17 protein-coding genes are annotated in these 17,891 nt (G+C 31.5%); all 17 read right to left on the bottom strand.

What is annotated here, in order from left to right:
- Positions 1-81: 81 nt before the first annotated feature.
- The 17 genes from Q1A15_RS04895 to gdhA all read right to left on the bottom strand — a co-directional run bounded on the left by Q1A15_RS04895 (position 82) and on the right by gdhA (position 17,714).
- The gene (locus tag Q1A15_RS04895; RefSeq protein ID WP_299619647.1) at positions 82-465 is read right to left on the bottom strand and encodes a DUF6168 family protein; all 384 of its coding nucleotides are present in this window, start codon (positions 463-465) and stop codon (positions 82-84) included.
- The gene (locus tag Q1A15_RS04890) at positions 458-688 is read right to left on the bottom strand and encodes an AtpZ/AtpI family protein (protein WP_299619644.1); all 231 of its coding nucleotides are present in this window, start codon (positions 686-688) and stop codon (positions 458-460) included. Before Q1A15_RS04890 ends, Q1A15_RS04895 begins: the two co-directional genes overlap by 8 nt.
- Positions 657-1,079, bottom strand: a complete 423-nt coding sequence (locus Q1A15_RS04885; RefSeq protein WP_299619641.1) for a polymer-forming cytoskeletal protein — start codon at positions 1,077-1,079, stop codon at positions 657-659. Before Q1A15_RS04885 ends, Q1A15_RS04890 begins: the two co-directional genes overlap by 32 nt.
- 7 nt (positions 1,080-1,086) lie before the next feature.
- Entirely contained in the window at positions 1,087-3,303 is a 2,217-nt protein-coding gene (locus Q1A15_RS04880) for a tetratricopeptide repeat protein (protein ID WP_299619638.1), read from the bottom strand.
- A 76-nt stretch (positions 3,304-3,379) separates the two neighbouring features.
- Positions 3,380-4,087 (bottom strand): ABC transporter ATP-binding protein, encoded by a 708-nt coding sequence (locus Q1A15_RS04875; RefSeq protein ID WP_299619635.1) that lies wholly within the window; start codon positions 4,085-4,087, stop codon positions 3,380-3,382.
- A gap of 7 nt (positions 4,088-4,094) precedes the next feature.
- A complete protein-coding gene (locus Q1A15_RS04870) occupies positions 4,095-5,564 on the bottom strand; it encodes a DUF5687 family protein (protein ID WP_299619632.1) in 1,470 nt (489 codons plus the stop codon).
- A gap of 96 nt (positions 5,565-5,660) precedes the next feature.
- Positions 5,661-6,158: a DUF1761 domain-containing protein gene (locus tag Q1A15_RS04865; RefSeq protein WP_299619629.1), complete on the bottom strand. Its 498-nt coding sequence runs from the start codon at positions 6,156-6,158 to the stop codon at positions 5,661-5,663.
- Positions 6,159-6,300: 142 nt separating this feature from the next.
- Positions 6,301-7,293, bottom strand: coding sequence for a DUF4837 family protein (locus tag Q1A15_RS04860; protein ID WP_299619626.1), 993 nt, complete (start codon positions 7,291-7,293; stop codon positions 6,301-6,303).
- Positions 7,294-7,342: 49 nt separating this feature from the next.
- A complete protein-coding gene (locus Q1A15_RS04855) occupies positions 7,343-8,668 on the bottom strand; it encodes a lytic transglycosylase domain-containing protein (RefSeq protein WP_299619623.1) in 1,326 nt (441 codons plus the stop codon).
- An 18-nt stretch (positions 8,669-8,686) separates the two neighbouring features.
- On the bottom strand, positions 8,687-9,448 hold the full coding sequence (locus Q1A15_RS04850) for an exodeoxyribonuclease III (RefSeq protein WP_299619620.1): 762 nt from the start codon (positions 9,446-9,448) through the stop codon (positions 8,687-8,689).
- Positions 9,449-9,541: 93 nt separating this feature from the next.
- Positions 9,542-10,198 carry a CoA transferase subunit B gene (locus Q1A15_RS04845; RefSeq protein ID WP_299619617.1) on the bottom strand — a complete coding sequence of 219 codons (657 nt, stop codon included), beginning with the start codon at positions 10,196-10,198 and terminating at the stop codon, positions 9,542-9,544.
- A 2-nt stretch (positions 10,199-10,200) separates the two neighbouring features.
- Positions 10,201-10,902, bottom strand: coding sequence for a CoA transferase subunit A (locus tag Q1A15_RS04840; RefSeq protein ID WP_299619614.1), 702 nt, complete (start codon positions 10,900-10,902; stop codon positions 10,201-10,203).
- Between the two features lie 37 nt (positions 10,903-10,939).
- Positions 10,940-13,231 (bottom strand): transglycosylase domain-containing protein, encoded by a 2,292-nt coding sequence (locus tag Q1A15_RS04835; protein ID WP_299619611.1) that lies wholly within the window; start codon positions 13,229-13,231, stop codon positions 10,940-10,942.
- Between the two features lie 3 nt (positions 13,232-13,234).
- Positions 13,235-13,735 carry a gliding motility lipoprotein GldH gene (locus Q1A15_RS04830; protein WP_299619608.1) on the bottom strand — a complete coding sequence of 167 codons (501 nt, stop codon included), beginning with the start codon at positions 13,733-13,735 and terminating at the stop codon, positions 13,235-13,237.
- Complete coding sequence (gene ricT, locus Q1A15_RS04825) at positions 13,713-15,269, bottom strand: regulatory iron-sulfur-containing complex subunit RicT (RefSeq protein ID WP_299619605.1); 1,557 nt, start codon at positions 15,267-15,269, stop codon at positions 13,713-13,715. Before ricT ends, Q1A15_RS04830 begins: the two co-directional genes overlap by 23 nt.
- 172 nt (positions 15,270-15,441) lie before the next feature.
- Positions 15,442-16,284: an alpha/beta fold hydrolase gene (locus Q1A15_RS04820; protein WP_299619602.1), complete on the bottom strand. Its 843-nt coding sequence runs from the start codon at positions 16,282-16,284 to the stop codon at positions 15,442-15,444.
- An 86-nt stretch (positions 16,285-16,370) separates the two neighbouring features.
- Positions 16,371-17,714: an NADP-specific glutamate dehydrogenase gene (gene gdhA, locus Q1A15_RS04815; protein ID WP_299619599.1), complete on the bottom strand. Its 1,344-nt coding sequence runs from the start codon at positions 17,712-17,714 to the stop codon at positions 16,371-16,373.
- Positions 17,715-17,891 lie beyond the last annotated feature (177 nt).

Here is a 17,891-nt window from a genome sequence, read left to right as displayed (position 1 = left end):
TCCGTGCAAAGGTACACATTTAATTAAAACTACAAACTCTTTTTTAGAGATACTTACATATCGTATCTAAATCGTTATAGTTTAATTGAATTGCTTCGTATTTAATAATTTAGAAATTGCTACTGCTTCTGTAATTAAAAAAAGAAATAACGGAACTACTAAAGACAGTCTTTCTGGTCTCGAAAGATTCTCTTTTGCGAATACAGATCCGTTAAAAATTAATACGAATAAACCTATTTTTATAAATATAGATGTTAAGTAAGCATAGCCTGCTTGGTTTGGTAAAATACTTGCAACAAATTCAACAATTCCATATACAATGAAGGCGGCTATTACATGAAATAAATATACTTGTAAAAGCGAAAATGAAAATGTTAGCTCTTTTACTAAATATGCATTTGTAAAATAACTTAATAAAAAAAGAAGTATAAGAGTTACAGTAAAAATAAGAATACGCTTAATCATTGTCTTTAGATAAATTAATCACTTGTTTTATTACCGAATACATGGAAATAAAAACGGCTGCTAAAGTACAAATTTTAGTGTATAAGTTATTTGAATTAGGGTATTTGTTATCTAGCCATTCACCTAATAAACTTCCTAGATAAATAGTAATCCCCATTTGAATGGCTATTCCGCTAAAACGAGCGTATTGCTTAAGCTGACTTTTGTTTGTCTTTTTTGGCATCAGATTCTTTACTGCCTAATTCTTTAACAGCACCTTTCATGTTACATGTTGCATTAAAAGCTGCTCCTGGTTCTGTAGAAATTTGCCCTACGTTTACGTTCCCTGTAATATTAGCTGTAGATTTTGCTGTTAAGATATTAGCTACATTAAACTCTCCAGAAAACTTTCCTTCTACATCTGCATTGTTACAATCAACTGTTCCATTGATATAACCTTCTTGTCCGATGATAACTCTTCCGTTAGTTTTTAATGTTCCTTCTAAAGTACCATCTATTCTAAAGTCTCCTTCAGAGATAAAATCACCAGTAATTCTAGTTCCTTTACCGATTACATTTCTGCTTGTAGATTTTCTTTCGACTGTATTATCTTTTTTATTCTTATTACTGAACATAAGGGAATTATTTTAAAAGTTGTATAATTTGGTTAGCTTTCTGACCTTCAATTTGATTTGCATATTTAAATGCTACAAATTCAAGGGCCTTTTTGTATTCTTCTTTACTTTGGTATTTACCTATACACAATGCGCGAAGTAAAGCAAATTTAGCAATTAATTCTGACTTTTCAATTTCAGGCGCTAATTTATCTATTTGATCTACAGCTTCTTCATTCATGTTGAATTTATACATGCTGTAAATATTTTTATACTTTTTATGAATTTCACTTACTTCAACATCTGATTCTAAACGTTTATTTGGCTCTAAAATAATTTGAGCAAACTTAGAATCAGGATAATTAGTAACTATTAAATTCTTCTTTTCTTCTGACTTATCGTTCTCTTCTGTTGTTTGATATAATTGATATAAATGATAATTAATCGGTAGTTTCAATTCTGGCTTATGATCTAACGTTAGTAAACGCTCAAACTTATCAATAGCTAATTGTGGATTCTTAAATTGTTCTTTATAGATTAAACCTAATTGATACAATGCTTCGTTTCTATCTCTACGCATTGCTTTTATTTCTTCTTGATTTGTAGGAATTGCTGAAATATATGTATCGACTTCGTATCTACTATCTAGCTTTTCGGTTTCTTCATTTTCTTCCTCTTCTTCAGAAATCTTAGTTTTATCAGACCATCTCCAATTGTCTTCTAACGGTCGATTACCCCAAGTTTTTGTGAAGTTAACTTTTCCAAAACCTTTTGATTGTGAATTGTAGAAATACCATTTCCCTTTATTTCCACCAAAAGAAGCTCCGCCTCCTAATTGACTTCCAAAGTTTTGCGAGTTAGCTAATTGTTGTCTTTTACGCTCTTCGTCTTCTTTTAAGGTTTCGATATACTTCGTAAAAAAGGCTGTTTGCTCTTCTTTACTCATCGCTGTTAGCTTAAGAATACTATCGTTAGTTTGAACTAACTCTTCAAAAGACCTTAACTTTTCTAAACCTTTTTGCTTTCTTTTAATTCTACGAATTCGTTTTTCATTTTCAAACTCTTCTGAAGTAACTTGTAAAACACTGTCGTAAAAAGAACCTGCTAATAAATACTCTTGTTTATTGAAATAAATATTCCCTAAACGTTCGTAAGCATACGTTTTTTGATAGTTTGTATTTTTCTTGGCTTCTAACGATTTGATATAATTATCTGTAGCCAATGTAATACTATCTCTCTTTTCCTCTAAAACTCCTAAATGATAATATAATTCGTTATGATATTTTCTATTATCTGAATCTCGTATTAGTTTCTTAAACTTTCCTATTAAACCTAGGCTAGAAGAATCTTTTCCTAAGTTTTTAACCAATTCTATATAAGCGTGAACTTTATATTTTCTTGGCGTACTGCGATTACCTGCAAGTAATTTAAAAACAGTTCTTGCAGAATCTTTATGGTTTAACTCACTATAAATTTGCCCTAATACAAATCTGTTTCTGTACGATTGTTCGTTATTAACTAAAGAAGCAGATTTCTTTAAATTATCTATTACTTTTTGAATTGTATCTGTTTTCTCATACGCCATAGCCAAAGCAGTATGTGCAGCTTGAAGTTGCTCACCAGATAAGTCTTGCTCGTTTTTATCTAAATCTACTAAAAGTGTTAAAGTTTCTATTGCTAATTTTTCATTTTCTAATCTTACATTAGCCTTAGCTCTCCAAACTTTAGTATCGTAAATTAAATCTGCTTTTGGATAATTAGCAATAATATAATTGAAAGCTTCAATTGCAGGAATAAATCGTTGCGTGTAATATCTTGCTTTACCTAACAATAAATAAGCGTCATCGATTTGCCTGTTTTTTTCATAACCTGCAATATTCATAGAGTGTTTCTGAATCGCTTTTGTTGCTTTTTCTTCAGCTCTATCAAAAGGAGTGGCAGGTTGTTTTTGCTTATCATCTTTCGAATCAAATCCACTTCCTGGGCTTCCAAACCTCAATTCACCAATACTTCTTTCGTCAAACTTTATAGGTTCTAAAGGCAACCTTCTCCAAAAGTTATCGGTATAATTAGTTTCAATGTTTTTAATTCCCTTTTCGAAAGCTTGTTCACCGTTAAACAATACATTATACTTTGTGTTTAACACATGGAAATTCCTATTAATCATTGTATCTTTCTTCGTACTACAAGAATAGACAACAATTATACCTATGATGAAAGTAAGTACTTTGTATAAATTTTTCATAAAACGAGCTCTACATGTACAACACATAAACTAAAGATCTTATTGTACAGGTGAGCGTAAAAATAGAAATAAAAACCTAATTTTCTAGGGTAGAAGAGAAATAGGTCTCTAATTCTTGTAAACTTAATGCTGTTGTAGTAATATCTTTCACCAAATTACCTTTTTCTAAAACAACAATACGATCACAAACTTCGGTAACATGACTTAAATCGTGACTAGAAATTAACACTGTAGTTTCTTTATCTTCTTTAAGTTTCTTGATAATATTCTTTAATCGAATTTGCGTTGTTGGATCTAAATTTGCGAAAGGCTCATCTAAAACAACTACTTTAGGTTTCCCAATTAAAGCGGCTACGATTCCTGCTTTTTTCTGATTTCCTTTACTTAAATCTCTTAAGAACTTTCTTTTTCCTAAAATTTCTCCGTTAAAAAACTCTTCAAAGTCTTGTAAAAAAACGTGGATATCTGCTTTATTCATTCCTCTAAGATCACCAACAAACTCGAAGTACTCAAGTGGAGTTAAATATCCAATCAAGAAACTTTCATCTATAAAAGATCCTGTGAATTTTTTCCAATCTTCACTTTTATTTACAGTTACGTTATTAGTAACTATGCTTCCTGTTGTTGGACGAATTAAATCTAATAAAAGGTTGAATAATGTTGTTTTTCCTGCCCCATTGTTTCCTACTAGGCCAAAAGATTCTCCGGTAGGAATATCTAAAGATTGAACATTTAAAACTTCTGTTGATCCGTATTTTTTTGAAATATTTTTTACTTGTATCATAATCAATTTATTTTTTTTGGTTGAAACCGTGTATTGTTGCGTATTTATCTTTGATATATTTTTTCTCAATAAGATTCATAATTGGATTCTTTAAAAGAATTCCCAATAAACCGAAAACTGCGATAGCTAAAACTCCTGCGTTGAAATCAATTAAAACATTAAACACTGAGAATAATAACATTGGAAGTCCCATTACTGGTATCATTATTAAAAATTGAGTTGCGCTTATTCCTTGAGTATTACCAAAACCACTGGCTTCTAAATCAATTCTTTTTCTATTGTAAGAACCTGACCAGACTAAGAACAATGAATTAAAACCAATATTATAAATTGCTCCGGCTGTAATCATTAAAAACTTATCTAAACCAAAATAGATGTAAGGTAAACTTAAAATGTATAGCACAAAGGTTACAGTAGACATGATTAGCCATTTGCTTTCTAAGAATTTACGGTAACTTATGTTCTGAGTCATGATCATTCTATAATATTCACTATCCCAAGCAGGAACAAATTGTCCGTAATTAATTGCAAAACCTCCAGTGATAAATAATGAAGCAAAAATTAACATCGCTCGCATTTTAGTTTCATACATATCATTTGTATAGAATACCAGACCGTAGAATAAGAATAGGAAAGACATTAAAAAAACCATTTTAGTTCTTTTGTTTCTCCAAATTAATCGCATTTCATTTTTTATAAAAGGAGCTAAATCTCCAAACTTATCTACAAAAGATAAATCACTAGTATTTGCTTCTTTTACTTTCACTTTTACGGCATCATCTAAGTATAATTGAGTTTCTAATTTTTTATAATTAACGATATAAAAAACGACTAATAACACAACTGGAACTAAGATAAAAATCCAGCTATTATATAAACTATTAAAAATCGCTGCGCTTACGCCTGTGAAATCATAAATCCCGAATTGTTGTAATGCAATAATACTTCCTAAAGCTGTTACTATAATTCCGAAAGCGATATTACTTTTATTGGTAATGAAATTTAAATAGTTAACTACAAAAACTATAGTTATCATTCCTGTTAACCAACTAAACACATTGTTTGAAGGATAACCTTCATTAATCAGGACCAATGAAAACGGAACAAAGAAAAATAAACTAAAAAAGTTAAAAGGAGATAACGCTGATTTAATTAATGTATAATTAATCAATTGCTTCTTTTTGATATTTAGCACCAATAATGGTTTGATATTCATTACCGGTAATTTTTGCATTACATATCTAAATACTAAATCTCCGATTACATAAAACAATAAGAATCCGTTAACTATTTGAAATGGATCTTGTTCTGGAAATACTTTCTTTAAAATATAAAAACCTCCGATTCCTACACTTAAAAATGAAACCATTAAGTATAGAGCAAAAAATCCCATAATTATATTTATAGCAATTCCTTTTTGCCAGAACGTAGATCGAAAAAATTGTTTTACTTCGAAATTTAAAAAACGTTTGAACATAGCGTGTAATTTTGTTTGGTTGTTAAATAAGTAGCTACTTCTATAAATTTGTTACATAAAAAAAGCACCTAAATTGGTGCTTTCCTATTTTTCTATTTAAAACCACTGGCAAATTATGCCTCCCATGATAGACAGAGTCACTATCCAATAGCCAGCATTTATCGTAATATATTTAAATGTTTTTCTTTCAAACATAGCTTGTATTGCTAAAATTGGTAAAGCCACAAAAAAACCTAAAATACTTCCATGAAGTAAACCGTGTTTAAATGTTCGAAATCTTCCACCATAAGTTTCCATAAGAGAAGTATAAGTGTCAAAAGCTTCTCCAGTTTGATTTACAAAACCTGGTTCTCCAGCTAGTGTAGAAAAGATTCCCATTTGATGAATTACAACTGGTAATAAACCTAAAGAAACAATAAAACTTAATACATAACTAATAGCAAAAACGATTCCCATATTAGCGCCTTGTAAGCTTTCTTCGGTGAATCCCATTTCTTTCATCCAAGCATTTTTGAATAATGGTCCGTACCAAATAAAACCAGTAATTAAAGGAACTAGTGCAGCTATAGCACAAACTAAAAAATTGATTTTCATCCTTTTGTAAGTTTAAAAGTTAGTACTAATAAAGGTATAGAAAATATTATAACTTTTTATTTTTCAACAAACAAGCACTTTTACGAAACAAAAAAACCACCTAAAAAAGGTGGTTTTAAACAGTAATATTATAATACTTTTTTTATTTTATTTTCAATGATTTTGCAATTGCTTCTAATTCGAAAACAAAATCTCTTTTATTCACTGACGGTGCATAAGTGAAACCTTCAAAAACAACAAGTCTATTATTCTTTTTATCAACTATAGTATAGTTTAAAAAAGGACCTGCCATAAAATCGTTCTTCACTTCCCACTTCCCTCTTGTTTCGTAAGCTTTTTTACCATCAATTTTAGTTTCATAAGTAAAAGGTGTGTATGCTTGTTCTGTAATCATATACATACCTTCTTTGCTTCCAGGAATAAATATTTTACCGATACTATCTCTTACAGCTGTAATATTATCTACAATCTTTGTTTCATCTCCTAAAGGAAGAGAATAAATTAGAATATTATTAGTTCCATCACCTCTAGCGATTCCGCTTTTAAGATGTTGACGCATCCATAAGAAGTTATTTAAAGTATCTTGAACCAATCTATAACGCTCTGGAATAATTAAATCTAATCCTAGGTTATTAACCGTACCTAGCTTAGAAACATCTATTTTCTCTCTTTTAAAGATTCCTTGAGTATATTTTACATCTTGATCTTTAAACAACTGAATAATTTCTTTTCCTCTGTTTTTAATGATGTTTACTAAATCGTACTCATCTTTATAAGTTGCTTTAATAACTATTTGAGGAGCTGCATATTTATCATATTCAGTAGAAATTCCTACAGAATCTCCTTTTTGGAATAATAAAACGGCTTTATTATTACGAATGAACTTGCTAAACCCAGACGGGTCTATTTGATCTACGGATAGTAATGTTTCTGGTTGTGGTAAACCTACTTGGTGTTCACCAAAAACTCTTCTAATTTCATCTCCTGGTTTACTTAACCAATCATCACCTTTCATAACCACCAAAATAGAGTTGGTGTTTCCGTTAGATCTTGGTAATATAATTTCTCTTTTACCGTTTTGTTTACAACTTAGTAGCGTTAATGAAGCTATAAACAGCGTTAATATTTTTTTCATAATAGTTAGTTATTAGATCGTAAATACTCCTTATCAAAAAGCGTACCTTTTACATTCTTCTTGGGTAAATATATAAACGTTGACCTACTCTTAAGTTAGAACTTCTCATGTTATTCCAACGTTTTATGTCTTTTACACGAACCCCAAATTTAATAGCGATTTTACCTAAATAATCTCCTGATCGCACTTTGTAACGAATTCTCTTATCCATTTCAAAATACTTTGGTAACGGTTTTTCTCTTAAAGAATCTTCGCTTTGTGCTAATGCATAAATTTCTTGTTCTTTTTCTAAGAAATCTATCACCTTATTTCTTGGTAATCGTACTGTAAAAAGTTTCTTCTTTATATATGGAATGATATCTATCTTATATTGTGGATTTAAGAAAGATAACATTTCTGAATTCACATCAATTTTCTCTGATATTTGATCAAAAGAGACGGTTCTTTTTACTTGAATTGTATCTGTTTGAAAATCGTATATTTTCGGTGTTTCAGGTTGTAAACCTAATTCATCTGCATATTTGAAAATATACATTGTTGCATAAAAGGCTGGAACATAACCAGCAGTTTCTCTTGGTAAAAACGGACGAATATTCCAATAGTTTCTATAACCTCCTGATCTTTTGATTGCTTTTAATACATTTCCTGGACCGGAATTGTAAGCTGCTAGTGCTAAATCCCAATCATTAAACAGTCCATGTAAAAAAGTAAGGTATTTACAAGCTGCAATTGTTGATTTTACTGGATCTTGACGTTCATCTACATAAGAATTTACAGCAAGTTTATACTGTTTTCCTGTTCCGTACATAAACTGCCACAGTCCTGTTGCACCAACTCGCGATTTAATTTGAGGTCTTAATGAAGATTCAACAATCGCTAGATATTTCATTTCTAATGGAATATCGTATTGATCTAAATATTGTTCAAACATCGGAAAGAAATACTTTGCTCTAGCCATTAAAGCTGGATAATATTTCTTTCTGTATTTTAAATAATTATTGATTACACGTTCTAGAGCAGGATTAAAAGCTAAATTAAACGGTGTTGTTTGATTAATTAATCGTAATCGCTCTTTAAGCAATTCAGGAGTAACAACTTGAGTTACGTTACTTACTAAATCTTTATCATTGATTAAATAAGGCACACTATCAAATAATGGAGAATAGAACTTAGCTTCTACAAGCAGGCTGTCTATTCTTTTTAAATCATCTGTAGTGTATTTCTCTTTTACAACAAGTTTCTCTGGAACAGAATCTGTTTTTACAACAGGAATCGTATCAATTGGTGATGCTATTTTTTGAATAGAATCTACAGGTTGAACTTGTGCAAAAAGTGTAGTAAAACTAAATAAGGTTAAGACAAAGAACTTTTTCATTTACATATACTATAAATACTAAAACTTAAATTCTACAGCTACTGGACAGTGATCTGAATGCTTTGCTTCTGGCAAAATATAGGCTCTAGAAATCTTTTCTTTTAATGGTTCTGTAACCATACAATAATCTAATCGCCAACCTTTATTATTTGCTCTTGCATTCGCTCTGTAACTCCACCAAGAATATTCTTGTCGTTCTGGATTTAGAAAACGGAAACTATCAATAAATCCACTATCAATAAATTTACTTAACCATTCTCTTTCTTCAGGAAGGAAACCAGAAACTCCTTTCATTTTCGGATTGTGAATATCTATAGCTTCGTGACAAATATTATAATCTCCACAAATCACTAAGTTTGGAATCGTTTTTCTTAATTCAGAAGCATATTCTAAAATTTCATCCATGTATTTGAATTTGAAATCTAAACGATCGCTATTAGTCCCTGAAGGTAAATACATACTCATTATAGAAACCTCGTCGTAATCTACACGGATGTTTCTTCCTTCAAAATCCATTGATTCAATACCTGTTCCATACTCAACATGATTAGGCGCTTTTTTACAAAAAACAGCAACACCTGAATATCCTTTTTTATCAGCAGAAAACCAATATTGATATGGATAACCTGCAGCTTCAAAATCTTCTCCGTTTACTTGTTCTTTCTGTGCTTTTGTTTCTTGAATACAAATTACATCTGGACTAGCAGCTTGTAACCATTCAATAAAGCCTTTTTTTAAGGCAGCTCTAATTCCGTTTACATTATAGGATAAAACTTTCATTTGATCTTTTATTAAGCTTTAAATTCTATTTTAAAAATAAAGCAATCTTAGCGTAAAGATTGCTTTATTGAATATCTGTGATATGATAATTTTTTAGATTTCCATTTCAGGAATATCTCCATTTACGATTAAAGTTCCTTCGGTTGCTGCTTGAATTTCTTCAATGCTTACACCTGGAGCTCTTTCTACTAAATGGAATGTGTCGTCTTTAACTTCTAACACGGCTAAATTAGTTACGATTTTAGTTACACAACCAACACCTGTTAATGGTAAAGAACATTTTTTCAATAGCTTAGATTCACCTCTTTTATTGGTGTGCATCATGGCTACGATAATATTTTCAGCAGATGCAACTAAATCCATTGCTCCACCCATTCCTTTAACCATTTTACCTGGAATTTTCCAATTGGCAATATCACCATTTTCGGCTACTTCCATAGCTCCTAAAATAGTTAAATCGACATGTTTTCCTCTAATCATAGAAAAACTAGTTGCCGAATCAAAGAAACTTGCCCCTGGTAACGTAGTTATTGTTTGTTTTCCGGCATTAATAATATCAGCATCTTCTTCTCCTTCAAAAGGAAAAGGTCCCATTCCTAAAACACCGTTTTCGCTTTGAAACTCAACTTCTATATCTTCACGTACAAAATTGGCTACTAATGTTGGAATTCCTATTCCTAAGTTCACATAGTATCCATCTTTTACTTCTTTTGCAATTCGCTTTGCTATTCCGTTTTTATCTAAAGCCATAACTAGTTCTTTTGTCTTACAGTTCGTTGTTCAATTCTCTTCTCATATTTTTCTCCTTGAAAAATACGTTGTACAAAAATCCCTGGAATATGAATCTGATTTGGATCCAATGTTCCTGCTGGAACTAGTTCTTCTACTTCTGCAACTGTAATTGTAGCTGCACCACACATACATGGATTAAAATTACGTGCAGTTCCTTTAAAAATTAAGTTTCCTGCCTCGTCGCCTTTCCACGCTTTTACAAAAGAAAAATCTGCTTTAAAGGCTTCTTCTAAAACATACATTTTCCCATTAAACTCTCTTGTTTCTTTACCTTCAGCTACTTCTGTTCCGTAACCTGCTGGTGTATAAAATGCAGGAAAACCAGCTTGAGCTGCTCTACATTTTTCTGCTAATGTTCCTTGTGGTGTTAATTCAACTTCTAATTCACCTGAAAGCATTTGTCTTTCAAACTCATCATTTTCACCTACATAAGAAGATATCATTTTCTTGATTTGGTGATTTTGAAGTAATAATCCTAATCCAAAATCATCAACTCCTGCGTTGTTAGAAATACATGTTAAATCGGTAAGACCTAATTGAACTAGTTCTGCTATTGCATTCTCTGGAATACCACATAAACCAAAACCACCCAACATCATTGTCATTCCATCAGAAACTCCTTGTAAAGCTTCTTTAACGGTATTTACTTTTTTATTTATCATTTATAATTCAGTTGTTTGTTCTGTTTGTTTTTACCTTTTAAAAATCATCGGCATTTTGCACTTTTTCTTCATCTTTCTTTTCTCCTTTTTTCTCTTCGTGCTTTCTACAATCTACATTAATTGATAAATCTTCAGGTTCATCAAAATCAGCTTTACTAACATTAAGCGATTTATCTGCATAACATTTTCTCATGAAAATAGCCCAAGTTGGTAACGACATTGATGCTCCTCCTCCTTTATCTAAACCAATAAAGTGAATAGATCTATCTTCACCTCCTGTCCATACACCTGTAGTTAAATTTGGAACTGTTCCCATAAACCAACCATCAGATTGATTTTGTGTTGTTCCAGTTTTTCCAGCTATAGCATTCTCAAATTTGTATGGATAACCTGTAATAAACTTTGGTCTGATATGTTTACTTCTTAATCTCGCTCCTGATCCAAATTTAGTTACACCTTCCATTAAATTTAATGCTACATAAGAAGATTCTTCACTTAAAACTTCTTTTGTTTTAGGTACAAATGTTTCTAAAACTGTTCCGTTTTTATCTTCGATTTGTGTGATAAACATTGGTGTAACTCGCATTCCCTTATTTGCAAAAGTTGAATACGCACTTGTCATTTCTAATAAGGTTAAATCGATCGCTCCTAATGCTATTGATGGATTTGCTTGGAATTCTGTTGAAATTCCTGCAGATTTTGCTAATCTAGCCACATTTACTGGAGTTACTTCATCAATTAATCTAGCTGTAATTACGTTTACAGAATTTGCTAATGCTCTTTGTAAAGTAAGTTCACCTCCATACTTATTACCAGCGTTTTTAGGAGTCCAATCGTCATCCATTCCATATTTTTCCTTTGGAATTGTATATGGTGTATTTGGTAATTTATCACAAGGAGATCTTTTCAACTGATTAATTGCAGTAGCGTAAACAAATGGTTTAAAAGTAGAACCTACTTGACGTTTTTGTTGTTTTACGGCATCGTACTTAAAATGTTTATTATTAATACCACCAACCCAAGCTTTAATATGACCTGTTTGTGGTTCTATAGACACTAAACCAGAACGTAAAAAGTGCTTATAATAACGTATAGAATCGTAAGGAGACATTAGTGTATCTTTATCTCCTTTCCAAGAGAAAACAGTCATTTCTGTCTTCGTATTAAACACTTTTTCTATTTCTTTATCTGATTTTCCAGCTGCTTTCATTCGCTTATAACGATCAGAATTTTTCTTTGCTCTATTGATAATTTTTCCGATATCATTTCGATCTATATCATAAAATGGAGCATTTTTATTCTTCTTATGTTCTTCGAAAAAGTATTTCTGAAGATTCGCCATATGCTCTTGCATTGCTTCTTGAGCATACTTTTGCATACGAGAATCTATAGTTACATAAATTTTAAGTCCGTCTTTATAAATATCGTATAATTCACCATTTGCTTTAGGGTTATTTTTAGCCCAATTTTTCACGAACTGTTTTAAATACTCTCTAAAATAAGTAGCCAGACCGTCACTATGACTTTCTGGGGTATATTTAATTTTTAAAGGTAGCTTTTGTAAAGAATCTTTCTCTTGTTGCGTTATAAATCCGTTCTTTAGCATTTGAGCGAACACAACATTTCTTCGATTTAAAGATTTTTTCTTTGAAATTTTTCTATTTGGATTGAATTGTCGAGGATTTTTCAACATAGCAACTATAATTGCTGACTCTTGTAAATCTAAATCCTTAGGCTCTTTACCAAAATAAATACGCGCAGCAGAACGAATACCTACAGCATTGAAAATAAAATCTTGAGTATTTAAATACATCGTAATGATTTCTTTTTTTGTGTACTGTCGTTCTAGACGAACTGCAATCACCCATTCTTTTACCTTCTGAATTATCCTCTTTATTTTGTTCGAAGAAGCCCTTTTCGTAAATAAATTTTTAGCTAACTGTTGTGTAATAGTACTTGCACCTCCGCCTTTTCCAAACTTAGCAACTGCTCTTGCCAAGCCTCTAAAATCGATACCTGAATGCTCATAAAAGCGCTCATCTTCGGTAGCGACTAAAGCTTTTACTAGATTATCTGGTAAATCTTTGAACTGTATTGGAGTTCTATTTGCCTTTAAATAATACTTTCCAATAGTTTTTCCATCAGAAGAAATTACTTCTGTTGCTAAATCGTTTTTAGGGTTTTCTAACTCTTCAAACGTAGGTAACTTACCTAAAGCTCCCCCTGATGCTAATAAAAATATTAGACATATGGATAAAACACCACCTAATATTAATCCCCAGAACCATTTAACAAATGTTCTAAAATTTACAGTCTTCTTTTCACTCATAATTTATTCAATCTTTTCAATTCTGAACCCTACATCAGTAATACCTTCAAGTTCATTTACACCATCTACTTCTCCGTTTTTACGCATGGCTTGATAAACTTCTAAAGTATATTCTCCGCTTGTAGGAAATAAAATATGTTCTTTATAAAACAGTTTATTTTCTTTTGTTTCTGTAAAACCTGTTCCTAAAAACTCTCCTTTTCTATTGGTCATATCATACTCTAAAGTATCAATAAGACTATTACCATCAGGGAATTTTAATTTCGTTATTAAGAATAAGTTACTAAACTCGTAACGACTATTATTTCTAATATTTATAAACAAGTTTTTATTTGCTAAGGTATCTTTTACTGAAAATTGAAATGTTACAGGAGTATTAATTTCCCATAAACCATTATCTAAAGCAGTATAATTATCAAAAACTCCTTTGGAATCACATGAAACCAAAACCAATACAGCTAGTAATCTAACTACTAGTTTTTTACTGTTTATCTGTTTTTGCATTTTTATTCCCGTTGTTGTTTCTCCTTTTATTCCTTCTCTGGTTATTATTCGGTTTAGTATTGCTTTGCTTATTATTAGTATTTTGCTTGTTGGTATTATTTTGCTTGTTGGTATTATTTTGCTTATTACCACCCTGCTTATTATTCTGCTGTTTGTTGTTTTGTTGCTTATTGTTTTGCTGCTTGTTCGAATTCTGCTTATTATTAGAAGGTGAATTCAGATTATCAGTTTTTCTATTAGGATTTCGTTTCCTATTCTGATTTTTCTGATTAGAATTCTTAGCTTGATTCGATTGTTGTTGCGGCTGCTTAGCATTTCTTGGTTTAGCAGGCTGCTTTTTCGAATTATTATTGTTATTCGGTGATTTATTCGAATTTGAATTCGATTTCTGATTCTGGTTTCTTCTTCTTCGTTTGTTACGTCTAGGTTTCTTAGGCGTATCGAAACGAGTTAAACTATCTTGACCTACAACATTTTCGAAACTAACTTCTACTTCTTCCTCAATTTCCGATTCATAATCTTCTAATGGTGAAGCTAATTCATTAGTAGCATTTAACTCAATGATTTCATTGACTTGATCTAGAGAAATCTTAAACCATTTAGATTTTTCCTCTTTATAAGTATACCAAAGCAACTGCTTGAAAATATCCATTTTAATAAAAACAGCATCTCCTTTCTCTGTTTTTAAAATAACGTCTTGTTTCGGAAAAGATTCTAACGCATCTAAATACGAATCTAATTCGAAGTTTAAACAACATTTTAACTTTCCGCACTGACCAGCTAACTTTAAAGGATTTAAAGATAATTGCTGATAACGAGCTGCTGCAGTATTAACTTTTCTGAAGTCTGTTAACCAAGTAGAACAACATAATTCTCTACCACAAGAACCAACACCACCAAGTCTTGCTGCTTCTTGTCGCATTCCAACTTGTTTCATTTCTACTCGAATAGAAAATGCACCAGCTAAATCGCGAATTAATTGTCGGAAATCTACTCGGTCGTCTGCAGTGTAATAAAAAGTAGCTTTGTTTCCATCTCCCTGAAATTCAACATCAGAAAGCTTCATTTTTAAACCAAGTTTACTAATTATTTCTCGACCTTTTCTTTGTGTTTCTTGCTCTCTACCACGAGCATGTTGCCAAACATCAATATCTTTTTGCGTGGCTTTACGATAAATCTTTTTAACGTCTTCGCTATCTTGAGCAACTTTACGTTTTTTCATTTGCACTTTTACGAGTTCTCCAGCCAAAGAAACTATTCCAATATCGTGGCCTGGTGTTCCTTCTACAGCAACAACATCACCCATTGAAAACCTCAACTTTTGACTACCTTTATAAAAATGCTTTCTTCCGTTTTTAAAACGTACTTCGTATATATTAAATGGAGCTTCACCTGTTGGTAAAGTCATATTCGATAACCAATCAAAAACAGCTAATTTATTTCCACTTCCACATGTATCTGTACCACAATTTCCATTGCTTTTACATCCTTTTGGAACGCCGCTTTTGTTGGTTGAGCAACTGCTACAACCCATAATTTATGTATTTATGTAATAATTCCTTAAATCTGATGGTATTTCAGTATCAAGAAATTAATTATATTTATTTGATTTTTAGCCAGATAAGAAAAATTCAATTTCTTTTCTATCAATTCGTAAATATAGTCATTCTAATGGAATGTTAAAATCACTTCACTCATTGGAACGACTAGTTCCCTAAAAATGTTATACAAAGTTCCACTGCCTTATGTAAATCTTGTGGTAATTCATCTTTTTCCCACGGATGTTTCGCTCCAAAAACATGATCTGCATTTTCAATAATATGAAGTTCGCTTTTAGAATTCCATTCATGTAAACTATTGGCTTCACTTACTAAAATGGAAGTATCTCCATCACCATGAATGATACAAAAAGGAATGTTTAAGTTTTTAACAGCTCTTTTAATAGTTAAGCGATTTTCATTAGCTACAAAATCTTCATAAAACTGATAAAAATGTGGCATTTGTTGTCCTGTTCTTCCATTTAAAATATATTTAACACCTTCATTTTTCCATGTTTCTAAATCACCAACAGTAGCAGTTCTTCTCTTAAAATCTGATACCGCTGCAAGTGTAATTACTTTATGAATTCTTTTGTCTTCTTCAGCTTTTATACAAACTATACCTCCAGCTCTACTATGACCTAGAAGTGCCACTGATTCTGTATTAATTTCTTCTTTAAACTGCTCTTCTTTTAAACACCAAGAAATTACAGTATCTAAATCTTCTAGTTCTTTAGAATAATTGTTGTTTCCAAAAGCTTCTAAATCGTCAAACTCTAAAGGATTATCTGGAGTAGTTCCATTGTGAGAAAAATTGAATTTCACAAAAAAGAAACCTGCTTTAGCAAAGGCTTGCGCCATTAAATCCCAAGCTCCCCAATCTTTAAATCCTTTGTAACCGTGACAGAATATTATAACATCCTTCTTTTTAGTATTGCTTTCATAAAAAACATCTAGAAGGATTGGTTTTGACGTTTTATTAGGTATGATACTATTTTTAGAAATCTCCATGAGTTAACTTTTTTCTGAATAATCACAAAATACAAAAGCCCACCTTAACAAAGGTGGGCTTTTAACGATTTTATTTAAAAATACTATTATACTACTCCTTGAGCTAGCATTGCATCAGCTACTTTTACAAATCCTGCGATGTTTGCACCTTTAACATAGTCTACATAACCAGACTCGTCTGTTCCAAACTCAACACAAGCTTTATGGATATTCTCCATAATATCTTTAAGTTTTTCATCAACCTCTTCACGAGTCCAACTTAAACGTAAAGAGTTCTGACTCATCTCTAAACCTGAAGTTGCAACTCCACCAGCATTAGAAGCCTTACCAGGCGCGAATAATACTTTTTCTTTATGGAATACAGCGATAGCTTCTGGAGTAGAAGGCATGTTTGCTCCTTCACTTACGCAAATACATCCGTTATCTACTAAAGTTTGAGCTTCTTCACCGCTTAACTCATTTTGAGTTGCACATGGTAAAGCAACATCACACTTAACTCCCCAAGGACGTTCACCTTTAAAGAATTTAGCTGAAGGATACTTCTCTACATATTCGTTAATTCTTCCTCTTCTTACATTCTTTAACTCCATTACGAAAGCTAACTTCTCAGCATCAATTCCGTCTTCATCGTAAATGTATCCAGAAGAATCTGATAATGTAACAACCTTAGCACCTAATTCAGTTGCTTTTTCACAAGCGTACTGTGCTACATTTCCAGAACCAGAAACCGTTACTATTTTTCCACTGAAAGAATCTCCTTTAGTTTTTAACATACTATCAGCAAAGTATACGTTTCCATAACCTGTTGCTTCTGGTCTAATTAAAGATCCACCCCAAGTTGCTCCTTTACCAGTTAAAACTCCAGTAAATTCGTTTCTTAGTTTTTTATACATACCGAACATGAATCCGATTTCTCTTCCTCCAACTCCGATATCTCCAGCAGGAACATCTGTATTTGGACCAATATGTCTGAATAACTCACTCATAAAAGCGTGACAAAAACGCATGATTTCGTTATCTGATTTTCCTTTAGGATCAAAATCAGAACCACCTTTACCACCACCCATTGGTAATGTTGTTAATGAGTTTTTAAATACTTGTTCGAAAGCTAAAAACTTTAATATACTAGCGTTTACCGTTGGGTGAAAACGTAACCCACCTTTGTAAGGTCCGATAGCTGAGTTCATTTGAACTCTATATCCTCTATTTACCTGAATTTCACCATTATCATCTACCCAGTTTACTCTAAAAGAAATTAATCTTTCAGGCTCAACCATTCTTAATAATATATTTTTTCCGTGATAAATATCATGCTTAACAATATATGGTATAACAGTTTCTGCTACTTCTTGTACAGCTTGCAAAAATTCTGGTTCATGACCGTTACGTTGTCTAACCAGATCCATAAAGGCCTTTATTTTAGATTCCATAATTTAACTATTCTAAAAATGTTTTTTTTATAAAAATAATGTACAAATATAATTAATTAACTAATTTGACGGTCTAAAAAAGACCTTTTTTTGCTGATACGAAAACGTTATAGTCGTTCGTATAATTTACCAGCCTAATTCAGTAAAAAATCTTAAATTTGCCACCTAATTTGACGG

Origin of the sequence: uncultured Tenacibaculum sp., from assembly GCF_947495995.1 — a bacterium.
GTDB lineage: Bacteria > Bacteroidota > Bacteroidia > Flavobacteriales > Flavobacteriaceae > Polaribacter.
This window is presented reverse-complemented; position numbering and strand designations above follow the sequence as displayed.